This is a genomic window from Pseudotamlana agarivorans (assembly GCF_018860245.1).
GTDB lineage: Bacteria > Bacteroidota > Bacteroidia > Flavobacteriales > Flavobacteriaceae > Pseudotamlana > Pseudotamlana agarivorans_A.
In genome coordinates this window covers 50,447-69,852 of record NZ_JAHKPD010000020.1, presented here as the reverse complement: position 1 = coordinate 69,852, position 19,406 = coordinate 50,447, and the positions used below count along the sequence as shown (strand labels likewise).

General features: G+C 34.1%; 18 protein-coding genes. 8 read left to right on the top strand and 10 right to left on the bottom strand.

Translation table 11 applies throughout. The features are described 5' to 3' along the window. Positions 1-2: 2 nt before the first annotated feature. The gene (locus KO493_RS13905) at positions 3-581 is read right to left on the bottom strand and encodes a YceI family protein (protein ID WP_216068584.1); all 579 of its coding nucleotides are present in this window, start codon (positions 579-581) and stop codon (positions 3-5) included. Positions 582-828: 247 nt separating this feature from the next. Between KO493_RS13905 and KO493_RS13900 the strand changes: the two genes are divergently transcribed. From KO493_RS13900 to KO493_RS16015, 4 genes are all read left to right on the top strand, one after another. Next, positions 829-1,314: an acetyl-CoA carboxylase biotin carboxyl carrier protein subunit gene (locus KO493_RS13900; protein WP_216068583.1), complete on the top strand. Its 486-nt coding sequence runs from the start codon at positions 829-831 to the stop codon at positions 1,312-1,314. A gap of 52 nt (positions 1,315-1,366) precedes the next feature. After that, positions 1,367-2,809, top strand: coding sequence for an acetyl-CoA carboxylase biotin carboxylase subunit (accC, locus tag KO493_RS13895; protein WP_216068582.1), 1,443 nt, complete (start codon positions 1,367-1,369; stop codon positions 2,807-2,809). An 18-nt stretch (positions 2,810-2,827) separates the two neighbouring features. After that, complete coding sequence (locus KO493_RS13890; protein ID WP_216068581.1) at positions 2,828-4,369, top strand: acyl-CoA carboxylase subunit beta; 1,542 nt, start codon at positions 2,828-2,830, stop codon at positions 4,367-4,369. A gap of 195 nt (positions 4,370-4,564) precedes the next feature. After that, positions 4,565-6,154: an SEC-C metal-binding domain-containing protein gene (locus KO493_RS16015; RefSeq protein ID WP_289846511.1), complete on the top strand. Its 1,590-nt coding sequence runs from the start codon at positions 4,565-4,567 to the stop codon at positions 6,152-6,154. Positions 6,155-6,238: 84 nt separating this feature from the next. Here KO493_RS16015 and KO493_RS13880 read toward each other — a convergent pair whose 3' ends face one another. The 7 genes from KO493_RS13880 to KO493_RS13850 form a co-directional block, all read right to left on the bottom strand. Continuing rightward, entirely contained in the window at positions 6,239-6,748 is a 510-nt protein-coding gene (locus tag KO493_RS13880; protein WP_216068580.1) for a hypothetical protein, read from the bottom strand. Between the two features lie 114 nt (positions 6,749-6,862). After that, the gene (locus KO493_RS13875; RefSeq protein WP_216068579.1) at positions 6,863-7,480 is read right to left on the bottom strand and encodes a DEAD/DEAH box helicase; all 618 of its coding nucleotides are present in this window, start codon (positions 7,478-7,480) and stop codon (positions 6,863-6,865) included. 129 nt (positions 7,481-7,609) lie between these two features. Beyond that, complete coding sequence (locus tag KO493_RS13870) at positions 7,610-8,188, bottom strand: YceI family protein (RefSeq protein ID WP_216068578.1); 579 nt, start codon at positions 8,186-8,188, stop codon at positions 7,610-7,612. A 30-nt stretch (positions 8,189-8,218) separates the two neighbouring features. Continuing rightward, positions 8,219-8,572, bottom strand: a complete 354-nt coding sequence (locus KO493_RS13865; RefSeq protein ID WP_216068577.1) for a SnoaL-like domain-containing protein — start codon at positions 8,570-8,572, stop codon at positions 8,219-8,221. A gap of 95 nt (positions 8,573-8,667) precedes the next feature. Then, positions 8,668-9,252 (bottom strand): Crp/Fnr family transcriptional regulator, encoded by a 585-nt coding sequence (locus tag KO493_RS13860; protein WP_216068576.1) that lies wholly within the window; start codon positions 9,250-9,252, stop codon positions 8,668-8,670. A gap of 89 nt (positions 9,253-9,341) precedes the next feature. Beyond that, on the bottom strand, positions 9,342-10,646 hold the full coding sequence (locus tag KO493_RS13855; RefSeq protein ID WP_216068575.1) for an ABC1 kinase family protein: 1,305 nt from the start codon (positions 10,644-10,646) through the stop codon (positions 9,342-9,344). 8 nt (positions 10,647-10,654) lie between these two features. Continuing rightward, positions 10,655-11,311, bottom strand: coding sequence for a TetR family transcriptional regulator C-terminal domain-containing protein (locus KO493_RS13850; protein ID WP_216068574.1), 657 nt, complete (start codon positions 11,309-11,311; stop codon positions 10,655-10,657). Between the two features lie 426 nt (positions 11,312-11,737). On the opposite strand from KO493_RS13850, the gene KO493_RS13845 reads away from it, so the two are divergent. Continuing rightward, entirely contained in the window at positions 11,738-12,901 is a 1,164-nt protein-coding gene (locus KO493_RS13845; protein ID WP_216068573.1) for a DUF4350 domain-containing protein, read from the top strand. 235 nt (positions 12,902-13,136) lie between these two features. Next, entirely contained in the window at positions 13,137-14,342 is a 1,206-nt protein-coding gene (locus tag KO493_RS13840) for a multidrug effflux MFS transporter (RefSeq protein WP_216068572.1), read from the top strand. On the opposite strand, the gene KO493_RS13835 is transcribed toward KO493_RS13840, so the two are convergent. Together KO493_RS13835 and KO493_RS13830 are read right to left on the bottom strand one after the other, a co-directional pair. After that, positions 14,339-14,857, bottom strand: a complete 519-nt coding sequence (locus tag KO493_RS13835) for a DinB family protein (RefSeq protein WP_216068571.1) — start codon at positions 14,855-14,857, stop codon at positions 14,339-14,341. The genes KO493_RS13840 and KO493_RS13835 overlap by 4 nt on opposite strands. Positions 14,858-14,862: 5 nt before the next feature. Next, entirely contained in the window at positions 14,863-16,635 is a 1,773-nt protein-coding gene (locus tag KO493_RS13830) for an ABC transporter ATP-binding protein (protein ID WP_216068570.1), read from the bottom strand. A gap of 210 nt (positions 16,636-16,845) precedes the next feature. Here KO493_RS13830 and KO493_RS13825 point away from each other — a divergent pair, with 210 nt between their 5' ends. Next, positions 16,846-17,460 (top strand): fumarylacetoacetate hydrolase family protein, encoded by a 615-nt coding sequence (locus KO493_RS13825; protein ID WP_216068569.1) that lies wholly within the window; start codon positions 16,846-16,848, stop codon positions 17,458-17,460. Positions 17,461-17,485: 25 nt separating this feature from the next. Then, positions 17,486-19,405, top strand: a complete 1,920-nt coding sequence (locus tag KO493_RS13820) for a DUF294 nucleotidyltransferase-like domain-containing protein (RefSeq protein ID WP_216068568.1) — start codon at positions 17,486-17,488, stop codon at positions 19,403-19,405. The last annotated feature ends 1 nt before the right edge of the window (position 19,406 follow it).

Below are 19,406 nucleotides of genomic sequence, written 5' to 3'. Positions count from 1 at the left end.
TGTTATTTAAACTTTGTTTTGAATTTGATAGTCACATCCTCCCCTGTGGTAATCGTTCCTAATAAAGCTGTTGGTGGGTCTACTTTAAAATCGGTCATTTTAATTTGCTTTTCTCCTATTAAGGTTGCTGTAGAATCCATTATGCTCAGCTTAAAATTAAGCGCAATACTCTTTTTAGTTCCAGCAATAGTTAAATCACCTTTGGATTTGATATCAAAGACACCATTTCCTTTAGCATCAAGGCTTTCTACTTTTGTTAATTGAAATAAAATGTCTTTACTGTTTTTCGATTTAAGCGCTTTATAGGTATTCTTATCCATCCCACTTTTACCGCTTTTTAAACCTTCAACTTTAATAGTAATAGTTAAATCTTCTATCTTTCCATTTTCTATATCACTGAACTTAATTTTTCCTGACTGACTTTCGGCATTTACTTCCCAATCATGAATATTGGAGGTTCCTAAAACCTTTAAAGAAGATGCATTGTTTATAAGGGCTAACTCTTGTGCACGAGTTAAGTTAACCGAAACAAATGCCAACATTATAAAAATGCCCATTGATAATTTATTGAATAATTTCATGCTGTTTTAGTTTTATAATTTGATACAAAGGTCAACCCATAGGTGTTGCCATAATATGATTTATATCATATTATTTTTAAAAAAAATCAACAAAATAAAGGTTTTACCGGTAATTCACTAAATATCAGCACTAAGCAAGTTGACTTAAAAAAACAGAAAAAATTAAAATCCAGTTTAAGATTTGTACTATGAATCCATTCTAGGCCTGAATAAAATTCATATATTTATAAAGCCAATCATTTTAACTATGGATAAACATTACACCGTAAAAGTTAATAATCAAGAGGATTTCAATATCAATCCCAGTGAAATTAATCAACTTGACATGGTTAAAAATTCGGAAGGCCACTACCATGTTTTGCAACAAAACAAATCCTTTAAAATAGAAGTATTAGCCGGAGACCTTAATAGTAAATGCTATCAAATTAATGTTAATGGCACAAATTACGATATTCAAATTTCCAATGATTTAGACCGCCTGATAGAAACCATGGGACTAAGCAACCACGTTTCACAGCAAGTAAACACAGTTATTGCTCCCATGCCAGGTTTAATTTTAGACGTTCAAGTAAAAGTTGGTCAAGAAGTTCAAGAAAACACCCCCCTACTCATTCTAGAAGCCATGAAAATGGAGAACAGCATTGTATCTCCAAGAACTGGTGTCATCAAATCTATATCCGTTAAAAAAGGAGAAGCCGTAGAAAAAGGCCACTTAATAATTGAATTTGAATAAATCTATCTCAATTTCACTGTTTAAAAGCTTTTAAAACACCAAAAATTATTTTATGAAAAAACTACTAGTTGCCAATCGTGGAGAAATTGCTGTTAGGGTTATGAGAACCGCTAAAAAAATGGGCATTAAAACGGTTGCTGTTTTTTCAGAAATCGACCGAAATGCACCGCACGTCAAACAGGCCGATGAAGCCGTATGTATTGGAAAATCAGCTTCAAAAGAATCTTACCTAAGAGCAGATAAAATTATTGAAGTTTCTAAAAAACTTAACGTTGATGCCATTCACCCAGGCTATGGTTTTTTAAGTGAAAATGACGCTTTCGCGGAATTGTGCCAGAAAAATAACATCATTTTTGTTGGTCCGAAACCGATGTCCATAAAAATTATGGGGAGCAAATTAGAAGCTAAAAAAGCAGTTAAAACCTATAATATTCCTATGGTTCCCGGTATTGATGAAGCCATAACCGATGTTTCAAAAGCAAAAACCTTTGCTAACAACATTGGGTTTCCTATACTTATTAAAGCCTCAGCTGGCGGCGGCGGAAAAGGCATGCGCGTAGTTGAAAAAGAAAGTGAACTAGAATCTCAAATGCAACGCGCGATTAGTGAGGCGACGTCTGCTTTTGGAGATGGTTCGGTTTTTATTGAAAAGTATATAAAGTCTCCGAGACATATAGAAATTCAAATTATTGCCGATTCTCACGGACAAATATTTCATTTTTTTGAACGGGAATGCAGCATACAAAGAAGACATCAAAAAGTTATTGAAGAAGCACCTTCTTCAGTTTTAACTGAAACTTTAAGAACTAAAATGGGAGAAGCTGCTATAAAAGTAGCCAAAGCCTGTGATTACATCGGTGCTGGTACAGTTGAATTTCTCTTGGATGAACAGCACAACTTTTATTTCCTAGAAATGAACACCAGGCTTCAAGTCGAACACCCTGTTACCGAATTAATTACTGGTTATGATTTGGTAGAGCTTCAAATTAGAATTGCTCGTGGTGAAGCACTTCAATTCAAGCAAACGGATTTAAAAATTAATGGCCACGCCTTAGAATTACGTGTCTATGCCGAAGATCCGATGAATGATTTCTTACCTAGTGTGGGGCTTTTAGAACGCTATAAATTACCTCATGGTGAAGGCATTCGCGTAGATAATGGTTATGAAGAAGGCATGGAAATTCCTATTTACTACGATCCCATGCTTGCTAAATTAATCACCTACGGAAAAAACCGAGAAGAAGCCATACAAATTATGCGTAAAGCCATTGATGATTTTCAGGTAAAAGGGATTAAAACCACTTTACCTTTCGGAAAGTTTGTTTGTGAACATGAGGCGTTTAAATCTGGAGATTTCGACACACATTTTGTTAAAAACTACTATAAAAACGAAGCTCTAAATAAATATTCAGAAGAAGAGGCAAAAGTTGCCGCACTCATTGCTGTAAAACAATTTTTAGAGGATCAGAAATTATTAAGACTTCCTAATTCATAATTAATTAAACTAAAAACTATGAGTTCTAAGGCCGAAAAACTACAACAATTATACGCCCTTGCAAAATTGGGAGGCGGACAGCAACGTATTGACAAACAACATAACAACAATAAATTAACTGCAAGAGAACGTATTGAATATCTATTAGACGCTGCTTCTTTTGAAGAAATTGGTGCTTTAGTAACTCACAGAACTACCGATTTCGGTATGGCAGACCACATATATTACGGGGACGGTGTTATTACAGGATACGGCACTATTGCAGGTCGATTGGTGTATGTTTACGCTCAAGATTTTACGGTATTTGGTGGTTCTTTATCGGAGACACACGCTGAGAAAATTTGTAAAATATTAGAGTTAGCCCTAAAGGTTGGCGCGCCCATAATTGGCTTAAATGATTCTGGTGGTGCGCGAATTCAAGAAGGGGTCCGTTCTTTAGGGGGTTATGCTGATATTTTTTATAGAAATGTACAAGCATCTGGCGTTATCCCTCAAATATCTGCCATTATGGGGCCTTGTGCTGGTGGTGCCGTGTACTCCCCTGCCATCACCGATTTTACCATTATGGTTGAAAATTCCAGTTATATGTTTGTTACTGGACCTAGCGTAGTAAAAACGGTAACCAATGAAGAAGTGACAAGCGAAGAACTTGGTGGAGCACATACACACGCTTCAAAATCTGGCGTTGCACATAAAAAATCGGCTAACGATGTTCAGTGTTTAGATGATATTAAACAATTGTTTAGTTATTTTCCGCAGAATAATAAAGAAACCCCTAAAAAACTAGAGTACCAATTGACGGATGAAGTTCGTGATGTTTTAACCGATTGTGTTCCCGACAACCCGAACAAGCCATACGATATGCATACCGTTATTGATGGTATCATTGACAACGATTCCTTTTATGAAATTCATAAAGAATACGCCGAAAGCATCATTGTTGGTTTTGCAAGATTGGGCGGACGAAGTATTGGTATTGTTGCTAATCAACCCATGTCGTTCGCAGGGGTCTTGGGGGTTAGAAGCTCCAGAAAAGCAGCGCGGTTTATACGATTCTGTGATTGTTTTAATATTCCGCTACTTGTTTTGGTAGATGTTCCCGGTTTTTTACCTGGTACCTATCAAGAATGGAACGGTATTATTGTTAATGGAGCCAAATTACTTTATGCATTAAGCGAGGCTACGGTTCCAAGAATTACAGTTATTACACGAAAAGCCTATGGTGGCGCTTATGATGTCATGAATTCAAAACATATTGGTGCCGATTTAAACTTTGCTTGGCCAGGTGCCGAAATAGCTGTTATGGGCGCTAAAGGAGCTAGTGAAATTATCTTTAAAAAAGAAATCGCTTCCGCGGAAAATTCAGCTGAAAAGCTAGCCGAGAAAGAAGCAGAATACGCCGAAAAATTTGCAAATCCGTATGAAGCTGCCAAACGCGGATTTATTGATGAGGTTATTTTTCCTAAAGAGACTCGAAGAAAGTTACTTAAAGGATTCTCTATGTTGGAAAACAAACAAGTAGACCGGCCAGATCGTAAACATGGTAATATTCCTTTGTAGAAATTCGTTCTCTAGGAAACCGAAACATTTTCATGCTGACTTACCCTATTCTTACATGTTGATAAATTCATAATAAATATTCAAAATTCTCGACGCCATTAGAACTGCCAAAAGTTTAATTTTGGTTTCTATCATTCATAAGAATTGAAATAGTTAGGACACAAAAAGTAAAAATAAATAGAATAAGTAAGAAGGATGAAACATATTGAAATTGGATATAACATAACAAACGACCCCAACTTTTTAGACAAACAAAACGCCATTACCCCTGAGCTCGCACGCAAGCTTGTGCAGTTTCATAAACTGGCGTTGGAGGGTAAAAAATCGGGGGTGCGAAAATTATTAGATGCCATAGAAAAATATCCAAAAAATCCACAATTAAAAAATTACTTATCCGTATTATACGCTCAAATTGGTGATACAAAAAAAATGAGTGATACTAATAAGTGGATCATTTCTGAACATCCTGATTACTTGTTCGGGAAATTAAATTTAGCGAACGCGCATTATCTAAATCAAGACTTTGAAAAAATGCCCGAAGTTTTAGGTGAAGCCATGGATATTAAAGCCATGTACCCCGAACGTGATACATTTCACGTTAACGAAGTTGTTTCATTTTTAAAATGTGCTGTATTATATTATACAGCTATAGATGATATTGAACAAGCCGAAATACGCTACGAAATAATGCAGGAATTAGCTCCCGATTCCACCGATACGAAAATGGCTTTGAATCAATTATTTGCTGCAAGAATGAAAGCTAGTCAAAAACGTTTTGAAGAAGAGCAAAAAAGTAATATAACGGTAAAAACAAAACAACAGGAAATTAATACAATAACTAAATCTCCGAATTTCATTAACCAAGAAATTGAATGGCTTTATTCCAATGGACTATATATTGAAGAAGAAAAACTAAATAAAATTCTATCGCTTCCGGAGGATAGTCTTATTCAAGATCTTGAATTAGTGTTACATGATAGTATTAACCGATTTAACCATTTTAATAAATTAGTAGAAGAAGGACAATGGAATGAAGAAAAGATGAATTTCGTTGTTCATGCCATTTATCTTTTGGGTGAACTTAAAGCTTCGAAAAGCGTGGATACCATGCTTTATGCATTGAGTCAATCAAATGAATATTTAGAACTTTATATAGGTGATTTTATTACCGCAATGATTTGGGAACCCCTATATAAAATTGCTATTACAAACGTAGAAGTTCTAGAAGCATGCAAACAGTTTATGTTTAAACCTGGTGTTGACGCTTTCGCGCGAACTAATATTTCAGACATGATATCACAGCTTGCTTTACACCACCCCGAAAGGCGTGATGAAGCATTAGATTGGTATGCGGATGTCATTCAATTTTACTTAAATAGTGACATAGAAGACAATATCATTGATAGCGAATTAACAGCACTTATAATATGTGATATTATTGATATCAAAGGTATTGAACTGCTACCTATAATAGAAAAACTATTCGATAAAAAAGTCGTATCCATTGATATTTGTGGAGATTGGCAAGAAGTAAAGAAAGATTTCAAGAAACCAAGAAATTTCGATAAAAAAAGAGACATCCTTTCAATAGCAGAACGCTATGAACAAGTAGTTACTACTTGGGCCGGATATAAAGAAGACCAAGAAGATTATTCACAACTTTATCATGATCATTTTTTAAACTCAACTGCAATACCTATTAAAGCAGACTTCAAAGTTGGACGTAATGACCCTTGTCCATGTGGTAGCGGAAAAAAACATAAAAAATGTTGTTTAAACAACTAATAATAAATCCCAGATTAAACAATTAATCTGAGATTTTAAATTTATACAATTTCCAAGAAACTGCATTAAAATAGATGTTAGATGTTACTGAATATTTTGAATATCATCTTCCGTAATATTCAACTGACTCATAACTGCATTTAAGTTATTGGTATCCACTGTAGAGGCTAGATCTGATGGCATAACCACAATTCTGAACACTTGATTTTTAGTAAACTCAGCACCGACAGCGTCAATATCATCACTTTCTGCAATAATATCAACATCGCCCAATGTATAATTGAAACGATACTGAAAATAACCACCTCCATTAAAGAAAATAGTCGCTGTAGGTAAGGGTTCCCAAACATCTAATCCGTTGTTTTCTTCTTCTAATCGGTAAACCAACACCGCATCTCCATCAACATTACTTTCTGGGAAAGTAAAGCGTTCATCCAGCTTATTTGAAGAAAAATTAATGTTTGCGATTTCATAAGTTTGACCAACAATATTGTAGCCCGGTTCACCATCATATCCTGGAGGGCCTTGCGGTCCTTCACAAGAAAAAACAAGAAGTGCAATTATTGTTACTATAGATAAAACATTTTTTTTCATAACCTTATTTTTTTTTAAATTCATCCTGATTAAAACTATTTATAAATTTACTAAAAAATGAAAGACAAATAAACTGTATACCTATATTAGCTTATTCTTCCTTCATAATTGTTACTACTTTTTAAGTTTTACCAGTTGTGCATTAAACATGAAACTCTCTTGCCAACGTTCAAATCGGCTATCAAATTTTTCTGCAAAAACTAAATACTGACAACGGTCTATACTTTCTGGTGTACGTGTAACCTCTGCAAAATTGTGATTTCTAAATAAAAATTCGGCATCTTCAACAACAAACATTTGAAGTTCGTTTAGGTTTATTCCGTTAAGGTAAAAAATCTTATTTAAACGTTTTGGTGTAGCAATAACAACATCTATCCCATCATAAATTTCATCACGTTGATGATCTATATTTTTTTCATCATAGGCACAATACACGCGTAAATCGGTGCCACGCAGATATGCATTAAACTCCAATTCTAAATCTAATGCAGCTTGTTTGTTTTCCACAAAAATTAAAGCCCTAGGAGCGTCTTCAAAGGCTTCTCCTTTTAATTTCTGAATCACACTAAGTACAATACTCGTTGTCTTTCCTGAACCTTTTGGCGCGATACAAAACATGCTTGCTCCGCCTTTTATTTTAGATAATATTTGCTTTTGAAAAGGCAATGGCTCATTAAATCCTTTACTTTCTAAAGAATCTCTTAAAGGTTCAATGAATTTTTTAAATGACATGCTAAATATTTTTTGAAAAAACAAAGATAAGATTATAAACCGCTAACAAAAACTTATAACGTAATAAGGCACCCTAATGGGGTGCCCTAAAACGCTAATAATCCTCTTTTTCAATAGGAATATATTTAATTAAAACTCTAGATCTGCAACGATATCAAATTCGTCATAAATCGCTTTATCTTTTAAATCGTCAAAAAAACTTGCTGAACCGTAACGGATATCATACTTGGTTCTATCAATTTTTAATGAGGCTGTTGCTTTACTTCCGTAAATAGAAATGGTAAAATCAATAGCATGTGTTTTTCCTTTAACTGTTAAATCTCCTGTAACGTTGTAAGCGTTTTTCCCTGAAGCTTTAACCTTTTTAAATACTAATTTTGAAGTTGGGAATTTTTCAACACCAAAGAAATCATCAGATTTTAAGTGTCCGTCTAACTTACCTTTATACTCACCTTCTAAATCGGTACTTGATATAGTGGTCATATCTATAACAAATTCACCACCTACTAATTTATCTTTATTAAACTCTAAGGTTCCAGATTTAATAGCAATAGTACCTTCATGAGATCCTGTTACTTTATAGCCTTTCCAAACTATAGTACTCTCTTCTGTTTTAACCGTCTTTTTTTCACCACCTACTGCTGTAAAAGATGAAGCGAATACAGTTACTAATGCTACTACTGCTAATTTTTTAATTGTGTTTTTCATGTTCAATTTTTTTTCTTGTTAGTTATTAATTTATGATCCGTAATAAATGCGTTCTTTTATAATTTTTGTGTCGCGCCACTCTTGCACAACGACTTTATTATAATTTTTCACCCCTAAATCTTTATGTGTAAAATCGAAATGCCACTCAACCATGGTAATACGTTCCCCAATAGTCACGTGCAATGGTTTTGCGCATCGAAATTCGGTAATAGAGTCAAAAAAACATTTTTCACGCTTTCTATTTTCTATTTTCCCCACACAGGCAGGGTTATTATTTTCTTGAATAATCACATCGTCATCATAATACAAATCGAATGCTTCCAAGGTTTTTCCTTGAAGAATCATGTCGTTGAGATTGCTGATGTTTTCAATTAATTTATTCATAATACCTCTTGAAATAATTATGACACAAATTTCTGAAACAAGCAGAAGCTATAAAATGAAGTAGGTTATTAAATAAAGTTAATCTAGATTAACTTTTATTGTTCTAAGATAATTTGACTCTTGATTTTGCTAAGAAATTCCTTAGTGATACCAAGGTATGAGGCGATCATATACTGCGGAATGCGTTGTTCTATTTGTGGATACTGATTTCTAAAATACAGAAATCTTTCTTTTGCAGAAAGGCTAAAACTTCTTATAATTCGTTTTTGAGAAGCCACTAACGCGCGTTCAATTATGCGCCTGAAAAAACGCTCTAATTTTGGAATTTCAGCATATAATTCTTCAATAACATCACTAGAAAACATGATAAGCTCTGTGTTTTCAAGGCATTGCACATTGAAATCGGCTGGAGTTTGGGTAATAAAACTCCCGATGTCTGAGGTCCACCAATCTTCAACAGAAAACATTACGATATGCTCCTGCCCTTCATCGTCAACATAAAAAGTTTTCGTGCAACCAGAAATGACGAAACATTCATATTTACAAACATCGCCTTGCTGAACTATAAACTGTCCTTTTAAATATTTACGGTAACTTACTTTTGAAGTTAAAATCGCTTCTTCCGTTTCTGTTAAGGTAACATGGTTTTTAATGTAATTTAAAAGAGGTTGTATGTTCATCAATAAAGTTTACTAAGCTTCAAATTTAACAATAATATTATTACCACCTTAGAGGGCCTTTTGCCTATTTTCTATCCGAAATCGTGACTTCAAACTGGAGTGTTTATTTTTATATTTCGTGCTTTTAAATCAAACATTAAATTATAGAGTCCAAAAAATGTACGATTCATATAAATGAAATGTTTGGAGCCTCTATTTGCATTTAACTTCCTCAATTGGGTGTTTTTAGAATATTTCTCACCCAAATTAGCAATCTTTCCAAAAAACTCGGCGTTTGAGAAGTCAAAGTACTCTTGATGTAATGGCTCGGTAAACAAGGTTAACATTTCATGAAACATCGCTGTAAAGAAACTAACTTCTTCGGCTGTGTCGTCAGTTCTTAAAATTTCAAGTTCGTATAGCTTCGCTTTAAAATGCTCTGGATTACCCATGTTTTTTTTATCTGCCAATTCAAAATAAGGCACATAAAAATCTTCTGGAATCTGTTTCATACAACCAAAATCCAAAGCAATTAAATCGCCTGATTTAGATACTAAAAAATTCCCTGGATGCGGATCTGCATGTACTTTCTTCAATTTGTGAATTTGAAACATATAAAAATTCCACAGTGCTTGTCCCAATTGATTGGCCAATTTTTGATCGGTATTATATGCTGTGAATTCAGATAAGTGTTCGCCTTCCATATAATCCATTGTAATAATGCGTTCAGACGACCATTGCTTGTAATATTTTGGGAATATTAAATGCGGAATGTGTTTACAAGCTTCAGAGATTTCTTTACTTTGTTTAACCTCTAAGATATAATCTGTTTCTTCTAGGAGTTTGCCTTCAATTTCCTTAAAATATTTATCTGAACCTTCACCTTTTATATTAAACATACTCATTGCAATAGGTTTAACCATTGCCAAATCTGAAGCAATACTATCTGCAACACCCGGATATTGAATTTTAACAGCTAGCTTTTTGCCTTCTTTTTCAGCAATGTGCACTTGCCCTATACTCGCGGCATTAACAGAATTCAAATCAAACGCATCGAATAAGTCTTCTGGTAATTTATCAAAGTATTTTTTAAACGTTTTTAAAACTAATGGCGGAGAAAGTGGCGGTACAGAAAATTGAGCTAACGAGAATTTCTCAACGTAAGCTTGCGGCATGATACTTTTTTCCATGCTTAACATTTGAGCTACTTTTAAAGCACTTCCTTTAAGCTGTTTTAGTCCGTCGTAAATATCAGACGCATTATTTTCATTTAACTTTTCCTTGGCTTCAAACTCAGATTTCGTGATTTTATCACCATAATACTTTATGTAGTTCACGCCTATTTTGGCTCCAGTAGACACTAATTTTGAAGCGCGTTCTATTTTAGAAACAGGAATTTTATTAATTGCTTTCATAATTGTTTTTATTGCATTTGCACTTTTTCCTTAAACAAAAATTTCCCCAAATCCATCAAACTTTTAAGTGGTGCTACATCCAAGAAATCAAAACTTGTATTTACAGATTTTTCAATAAAAACATCTGTCTTTTCAAAGGAAGGTGAGCTATCTTCCATCCAAAATTTAAGGGTTACTAGAAGTTGCACCCAAGCACTTTCCATTAAACCTTGCTGCTGAAACTTATCTATTTTTTCTTGCTTTGTTTCAATGGTTTCAATCTCTAAACTTCCTATATAATCTTTAAATTCTTGTCTTAATTTAGATAAGCATTTTAGATTTTTCAGCTTGTTTTCATGCTTATTTAAAGCAAATAAAACAAAGCTTCTATTGGCTGTTAGGTTTTCAAAAAATGTAAAATAAAAGCTTAATAGTTTGCCTCTTGCATCAAAAGATTGATAATTTTCACTTTCATGAAGTAGTTTTAATGTGTTCTCAAAGAACATTTTAAATATATGCGATTCAAGCGCTTCAAACGATCCATAAAAAGTATAGAATATCTGCTCTTCAAAATTATTATGTTTTGCAAAAGCATATACTGTTTTGGGCACCTTATTGTGTTCTAAAACATAATCCATATATAAATTAACAAGCTGTTCTCCGGTAAGTGTTTTCTTTTTTGCCATAACATGTTTGAGTTTAAAAAACCATTTTATATAAAATTACAACCTAATTCATAATTAAAAGAAGACTTAGCAGATTTAATACTGTTTTTAACGCTCTTTATGAGACTTTTAACGTTATATCAATAAGGCACCTGTTCATTTTTATAGGCCCATAACAAAACACTCCTATCGAATTATATAAACTTAGTTATTTCCTGCTAAGAAAGAGCCCCCCCTTTAAATGATAATCTCTTAAAAACACCTCTAAAAGCGCCCTTTTTTAAAATTCTAAGTGAAATACCTAAAATTGTGGTAAAAACGATCTTTAAAATTGATAAATTTGACAATACCTTAAATCGCAATTAGCAACTAATTATTTCAGCGATGGAGGAAATTAAACGTAGCCATTTAAATGATATGTTACCTGACCCAACAACAAATTAAATTATGATCAAAACACTTTCAACAACGTTACTCTTTTTACTGACTCAAGTTTTAATAGCACAAAATATTGTTTATGTATACGGAGATGTATCTGAAACGGGTATCATTCCATCAGGGAAGGAACATCCTTTTCATCAAATGAGATTAATAGATGAAGGACGATATGGCATGAGTCAATTTAAGGAAGCCCTTGAAGAAACAGGTGTCAATATTACAGAAGTATATGATGCTTCAACTACTTTTGATACGGATTTTTTAAAAAATGTAGATGTTCTTATTTTAGGTTCTAATCAAAAAGTATTCTCGAAAACAGAAATTAAAGCTGTTCATAATTGGGTTAAACAAGGTGGCGGACTCATAGTTTGGTCTGATAGCGCTTTTGGCGGACATTACAAGCATGTTGGTATAGACAATACTTTAGGAAGAGATTCTGACAACCAAATTACCGAAGCGTTCGGAATGCATTTTCTAACAGATAACGGAGGTGGTAATTACCTTATTACAACATACGAGAAAGATCATTTTATTAATAATTATAATAAAAATGGTGGCATTCGTTTTAGAGGCGAAGGGGTTAGCTTTGTAAGGATTAGTTCTCCGGCTAAGGTTTTGGCAAAAGCACAAGATGCTGGATTAGGAGGAGAATTAAAGGTAAACAAAATAGATGGTATTTTTAACCCAAATACTGATGTTACACTGGCAATAGCAGAAATTAACAAAGGAAGGGTTTTAGGTTTATTTGATAGAAACATGATGTGGAATGCTGGTGATGGTAGTCAAATAACACATTCCGATAATAAAGAATTTGCTCAGAGAATTGTATTATGGGCAGCAGGGATTGAGGATAACTCAAAAATACCTCAAAAAAGTTTATCAAAAAACACAGAAATAAACTTACCTCCTAAGGTAACTATCCAAACGGATTATGATTCCAAAAACACCGTGAATTTTATTGCTGAGATTAGCGATACCGATGGGGATGATGTATATCCAGAAATTACATGGCTTCTAAAAAAAGGACCTAAAGTATACTTCGAAAACAACAATCCAAATACCAAAACTCCCGTTGTAACACTCACTGAGAAAGGAACTTATTTATTTATGGCCGTCATTACCGATGGAGAATTTAAAATAAAAAAGCGGATAACCATCACTAAAACGGAATAATTGAAACTAGGCGTTTAGTAAAGTATTTTACTTTGTTACTCTTTATCTAACTCGAAAGTTCTAAAAGTATTCTAGGGCCTATTCTAAATGGGTTATTTTGGAGGCTTCATAGCATGAATAGTCCTACCATTTATAACTTAATTTTGTCCAAAATATCATATTAAACAATACTAGCATTGTCTTAATATATCGTTAAGTTAACAATTATGGTGCTCAATTAATTTACTTTTGCGTCATGCAAAAATCACAACATTTTAAAATTGAGTTTGTCGCATTAATGGCTTCGTTAATGTCTATCGTCGCTTTATCTATCGACGCTTTACTCCCTGCTCTTCCTGAAATTGGTAGGCATTTAAATGTGATAGACGCTAGTGATAACCAACTACTAATTACCATGATTTTTCTTGGCATTGGTTTCGGACAACTTATTTTTGGACCATTATCAGATAGCTTCGGAAGAAAACCTATTGTATTCATTGGCTTTTCAGTATTTATAATAGCCAGTATTATTTGCGTCACTACGGAAAGTTTTGAGGTGATGATTGTTGGTCGCATTTTACAAGGAATAGGCTTGTCTTCCCCTAGAAGTTTATCACTATCCATGATTCGTGATTCTTTTGAAGGCGATTTTATGGCTAAAATAGTGTCTATCGTAGTCATGTTCTTTATACTCGTTCCGGTTATAGCTCCAACGATCGGACATTTATTAATGGTCTATTTTAGTTGGAAATCCATTTTTTATTTCAATCTTATTTTTGGAGTAATCGTAATGTTTTGGTTTTGGCTAAGACAACCAGAAACACTCCCAATAGAAAAACGAATAAAATTTACACCCGGACTTTTTATTAATGGTACAAAAGCTTTTTTTAGAGAAAAAGAAGCCGTTGCCTTTACACTGGTTTCTGGATTTATAACAGGTTCTTTTATGGTTTATTTAAGTACCGCCCAGCAAATTTTCCAAGAACAATACAACTTGGCAGAAATGTTCCCGTACATATTTGCGAGTTTAGCGATTTCAATAGGACTGGCTACTTTTATGAACAGCCGCTTAGTTGAAAAATACGGGATGTGGCGTATAGCTCATGTAGCTACCATTGGTTATGCCGTAGTTTCTGTGCTTTATGTCATTCTTTTTTGGTCTGGAAACAACCCTAATATTTTTATATTATTAAGCTTTTTTGCTTTACAGTTTTTCGCGGTTGGTTTCCTTTTCGGAAATTTAAGAGCCATTGCCATGCAACCAATTGGTCACATTGCAGGCATAGGTGCCGCGATAAATGGCTTTTTATCTACTGTTATGGCTGTACCTATTGCTAATTATATAGGTGGTTTCGTAAAACATTCTGTACTTCCTATTTTTATAGGGTTCTCTATTTTTGGTATATTATCACTACTAGTTTTTACAATTATGAAACGTAAAAACCAAACCGTTGAATCTTAAATATAATGCTGTTTCATAACACCTAAATGGTGTATTTCATGACCCAAAATAATAAAGGCTGCCGCTCTTGCCGACATATTACCACCACTAGCGGTTCCAACACATTTTAAATCTGCTTCTGATAAACTTTTTAAAAGTACGATGGTGTTTCTACGAACAGCTTCATATTCTTCTATCAAATCATCCATAGATTTTGCATTTGCTTTTGAAGGCGGCACATAATCATCTTGCTCGTATCCTGGAAGTGGCGTTTTTTCCTGTCTGGCTAAACAAAAGCAACGGTAGCTAAAAACCCGTTCCGTATCAATAATGTGCTGAAAAACCTCTTTTACCGTCCATTTACCGGGAGCATAACTGTAATAGAGTTTATCATCAGGGACGCTTCTAAAACAGCTTACGACTGCTTCACGTCCACACTCAAATCCATCAATTAATTTTGAGCTTTTGGGCACTTTATCGATATAGGTTTTGTAATAAATATTATACTCGGAAGTCTCTAAATCTGTTACTTTCATGGTCATTATATTTTAGCTTGATAGGTGTATAAATCATAATATCTTCCATTATTGGCAATCAACTCGTCATGCGTACCACGTTCCACGATGTGTCCTGCTTCAATAACTAAAATTTGATCGGCCTTTCTAATGGTACTTAAACGGTGAGCAATCACGATTGTCGTTCTATCTTTCACCAATTCATTTAAACTCTTCTGAATTAAAGCCTCACTTTCAGTATCTAAATTAGAGGTCGCTTCATCTAAAATAATAAGTTTAGGATCTGCCAAAATTGCTCTTGCAATAGCTAATCGCTGACGCTGCCCCCCTGATAGTTTCACACCGCGTTCTCCTATTAAAGTTTCTAACCCATCATCAAAACGATCTGTAAATTCGTTAACATATGCGGCTTTTATAGCATTTTGTAATTCTGCTTCGGTAGCATTAGGTCGTGGAAAAAGAATATTTTCTCTAATAGTGCCTTCAAATAAAAATTCATCTTGTAAAACGACACCTAAATGTTTTCTAAAACTGCTCAGTTTTACCTTAGATAAATCTTGATTATCTATTAAAACTTCTCCTGTATTCGGATTTAAAAACGTAGCAGACAAACCTGCAATAGTAGACTTCCCAGAGCCAGAACTCCCCACCAAAGCAGTAACCGTACCTGCTGGCGCTTTAAAACTAACATTATGAAGTACGGGTTTACCAGCTTCATAAGCAAAAGACACGTTATTAAATTCAACGTCTCCTATTAGTTTATTGAGCCGAACGGTTCGTGATGCGTTATCTTCTTCGGCTGTCATATTCATGAGCTCTTCCGTACGGTCTAAACCTGCCAGGGCTTCTGTTAACTGACTCCCAATATTGCTCATTTGAACGATTGGGGCAATCATAAAACCAAGCACCAAGGTAAAGAAAAGAAAATCACCTGTGGTCATTTCACCTTGCATCATATAATAGCCACCTATACCCATAATTCCTGTAGTAGCAACACCTATCAAAAAAGTTGAAGAGCTCGTCATAATAGCCGTAGCTGTTAAACTCTTTTTTACATTTTTAAATAAACGTTCAACACCTTTTTCAAAAACAAGATTTTCTTGTGCTTCAGCATTAAAAGCTTTAATTACTCGAACCCCTGCTAAAGTTTCAGTTAATCGCCCTTTTACTTCCGCATTAATCTTACCTCGTACCCTAAAAACAGGTCGAATATATTTGAAAGCACGTAAGGCGATATATCCAAAAATGGACAGAGGTACAAATACAAAAAGGGTCATCCAAGCATTTAACTTTATCAAAATCACTAAAGAAACAATGGCCGTAAACGTACCGCCCACAAGTTGAACTAATCCTGTTCCTATTAAATTTCTAACACCCTCTACATCACTCATTATTCTAGAAACCATACCACCCGTTTTGTTATTATCGAAAAAACTAATAGGCAATGACAATACTTTTTTCTGAACTTGAGCCCTTAATTCACTTATTAAATATTGAGCCTGAACACTTAAAATTTGTGTTAATGCGAAGGAAGTTATGGCTTGCACTAAAATTGCTACTAATACAATGGCTATTAATGTATATAACTGGGATGGATCATTATTTGGCACCACCTCATCCAAAAGCACCTTACTCTGCCATGGTAATACCAATCCCGCTAAACTTCTAATTACTATTAAAATCAACCCAATAAACACAAGATTACGCCTTGGCCAAATAATGGTTTTAAAAGCTTGAGTCATGGTGACTTTAGACTTTTTTTTGTTCGTATTTGTAGTGCTATCTTGAAGGTGTTTCATAGTAATATATTGAGTGCTGCAAGTTATGTTTTTTTACTGAGAAGTTAATCTATCATTAAAAAAGTCAATTTAAAATCTGTGTTTATTAGTAAAAAAACAATGATTCTTTAACCCTTGCGTTTTAAAAATTAATACAAAATGTAAGACGAGAAATAGCTTAATTCATTACTTTTATGTCCAGAAAATTAACAATTTAAATTATAAAAAATCATGAAAATTATAGGCATTGGTAAAAACTACGTAAATGACAAAAGTGAAGTTACAGCCCTTAAAACTGGCGCACAAACCATCTTTTTAAAGGCGGAAAGCACATTAGTTGAAAACAACGCAGACATTGTTTTTCCAGCAATTACAGAACAATTAATTTTCGAAGTAGAATTAGTCGCAAAAATTGGTAAACAAGGTAAAGATATCTCTGAAGCTCATGCAGCCTCTTACATAAGTGAAATTGGTATTGGTATTGATTACACAGCCAAAGATGTTCTTGGAGCTAGTAGAGAAAATAAAGGACCTTGGGCTTTAGCAAAAGGGTTTGATGGTGCATCTCCCGTGGCTGGTTTTAAACCGGTTTCTAATTTTTCAGATTTAAACGACATCAATTTCAACTTACTAATTAACGGTGAAGAAAAACAAGTTGGAAATACAAGTGATATGATTTACAATTTTGTTGAAATTATCGCTTACGTATCAAAATTTATGACTTTAGAGCCTGGCGACTTAATATTTACAGGAACACCTGCAACTGGTGCTGGCCAAAATGTAAAAGGAGATCATTTACAAGCTTCTGTTGAAGGAGAATTATTATTAGACTTTAAACTTATATAATAAAACCAGGTGTTAACCATACCCCATGAAAAACTCTATTGCAGAACGCGTACTTGATTTTTTAATTAAATATCCTCCATTTAACCTATTAAGCACCCAGGATTTGTTCGAAATTTCAAAGGAAGTTTCTATAATTTACTTGGAAAAAGGCGATACATTATTTGGTAAAGGCGATGCTGCAAAATCAGATTTTTATATGGTTAGAAATGGTGGTGTAAAATTATCACATACTACCTTAGATAACACCCAAGAAATCATCAATATAAGTGATGCCGGCGATGTTTTTGGTATCCGACCATTAATTGCAAAAGAAAACTATAAGTTATCGGCTACGGCCAATGAAGAATCTATAGTTTATGCTATACCAATTAATAAATTTACATCTGTTACCAAAAACAACGCGCGCATTAATAAATTTTTAATTACAGCTTTTGCTACAAATGCTTACGACCCGTATACTGCTGAAGAAAACGGTAAAATATTTGTAGATTATTTACCTAACAGTTCGCAAGATATTGTGAACTTTCAAACTGCCAATTACACAAAAAAACCCATTACTTGTCATTTAAACTCCACTTTAAAAGATGCCGCTATCAAAATGAGGGATCACAAAATTGGATGTATTATAGTCATTGACGATCATGATAAACCTGTTGGTATCATTACCAATAGTGATATAAAAAACAAAATAGCAACTGGCTTATTTCCTATTGAAACCGCCGTGAGTAATATTATGACATCCCCTGTTATTACCTCAAAAAAGGATTTAACGGTAGCCGATGGACAGCTTCAAATGATTAAACATCATATTGGACATTTATGTATAACTAAAGATGGGACAGTGAACACGAAACTCGTGGGAGTTTTAAATCACCATGATGTTTTAGCTACTTTAGGTAATAACCCTACGGTTATTTTAAAGGAAATCAAAAGAGCAAATCGCACAAAAAAATTACGTTCAGCGAGATTAAAAGCCAATAGTTTACTTAAAAACTACTTGGAACAAAACATTCCGGTTAACCACATTGTAAAGATTATTGCTCAAGTAAACGATGCTGTTACGGTTCGTGCTATAGAAATTGCATTGAAAAAAATGCCAACTAATCCGCCAGTAAAATTTTCATGGATTGCCTTAGGGAGTCAAGGCAGAAAAGAGCAAATGCTTTTTACAGATCAAGACAATGCTATTATTTTTGAGGATGTTTCAAGCGATAAATACGAAGAAACTCAAACTTACTTTCTTGAACTGGCTAAGCTTGTTACAAAATCGCTTAATAAAGTAGGTTTTGAATATTGTGAAGCCGATATGATGGCGAGTAACCCTAAATGGTGTATTTCAATTTCACAATGGAAAAGCCAGTTTGAAGATTGGATTTTACACCCCGATGAAAAAGCCATTCTGCTTTCTTCCATATTTTTTGATTTCAGCCCTATTTATGGTGAAGATGCGCTCGCTGAAGAACTTTCGGATGCCATTTACAAAGCCTTAGAGCAAACCTCGATATTTTTTAAGTTTTTAGGTCGTGACGCCATTAAAAACCCATCTCCATTAGGGTTCTTTAAACAATTTGCTGTTGAAAAAAGCAGAGAACAAAAAGACCTATTCAATATAAAAAACAGAACGATAATGCCGTTGGTAGATGCGGCACGTTTACTCACGCTACAAAACCATATCAAGGGCATAAACAATACTTCAGATCGTTTTGAGCAATTAGCAATTTTAGACCCGAATAGTAAAGCCCTTTACCACTCGTGCTCTTACGCCTTTAAGGCGCTTTCTAAATTTAAAACGAAGCAAGGCATTCTGCATAATGATTCTGGGAAATTCATAGACATTGATAGTCTCACGAAAGAAGAGCAACTAAAATTAAGACGTTGTTTAAAACCCGTTCATGAAATCCAGGAAGTACTCAAAATACGTTTCGATTTAAAAAACTTTATGTAAC

Coding starts and splice junctions, on each gene's coding strand:
- KO493_RS13905 (WP_216068584.1), bottom strand. CDS start 581: ATGAAATTATTCAATAAATTATCAATGGGCATTTTTATAATGTTGGCA.
- KO493_RS13900 (WP_216068583.1), top strand. CDS start 829: ATGGATAAACATTACACCGTAAAAGTTAATAATCAAGAGGATTTCAAT.
- accC (WP_216068582.1), top strand. CDS start 1,367: ATGAAAAAACTACTAGTTGCCAATCGTGGAGAAATTGCTGTTAGGGTT.
- KO493_RS13890 (WP_216068581.1), top strand. CDS start 2,828: ATGAGTTCTAAGGCCGAAAAACTACAACAATTATACGCCCTTGCAAAA.
- KO493_RS16015 (WP_289846511.1), top strand. CDS start 4,565: ATGAAACATATTGAAATTGGATATAACATAACAAACGACCCCAACTTT.
- KO493_RS13880 (WP_216068580.1), bottom strand. CDS start 6,748: ATGAAAAAAAATGTTTTATCTATAGTAACAATAATTGCACTTCTTGTT.
- KO493_RS13875 (WP_216068579.1), bottom strand. CDS start 7,480: ATGTCATTTAAAAAATTCATTGAACCTTTAAGAGATTCTTTAGAAAGT.
- KO493_RS13870 (WP_216068578.1), bottom strand. CDS start 8,188: ATGAAAAACACAATTAAAAAATTAGCAGTAGTAGCATTAGTAACTGTA.
- KO493_RS13865 (WP_216068577.1), bottom strand. CDS start 8,572: ATGAATAAATTAATTGAAAACATCAGCAATCTCAACGACATGATTCTT.
- KO493_RS13860 (WP_216068576.1), bottom strand. CDS start 9,252: ATGAACATACAACCTCTTTTAAATTACATTAAAAACCATGTTACCTTA.
- KO493_RS13855 (WP_216068575.1), bottom strand. CDS start 10,646: ATGAAAGCAATTAATAAAATTCCTGTTTCTAAAATAGAACGCGCTTCA.
- KO493_RS13850 (WP_216068574.1), bottom strand. CDS start 11,311: ATGGCAAAAAAGAAAACACTTACCGGAGAACAGCTTGTTAATTTATAT.
- KO493_RS13845 (WP_216068573.1), top strand. CDS start 11,738: ATGATCAAAACACTTTCAACAACGTTACTCTTTTTACTGACTCAAGTT.
- KO493_RS13840 (WP_216068572.1), top strand. CDS start 13,137: ATGCAAAAATCACAACATTTTAAAATTGAGTTTGTCGCATTAATGGCT.
- KO493_RS13835 (WP_216068571.1), bottom strand. CDS start 14,857: ATGAAAGTAACAGATTTAGAGACTTCCGAGTATAATATTTATTACAAA.
- KO493_RS13830 (WP_216068570.1), bottom strand. CDS start 16,635: ATGAAACACCTTCAAGATAGCACTACAAATACGAACAAAAAAAAGTCT.
- KO493_RS13825 (WP_216068569.1), top strand. CDS start 16,846: ATGAAAATTATAGGCATTGGTAAAAACTACGTAAATGACAAAAGTGAA.
- KO493_RS13820 (WP_216068568.1), top strand. CDS start 17,486: ATGAAAAACTCTATTGCAGAACGCGTACTTGATTTTTTAATTAAATAT.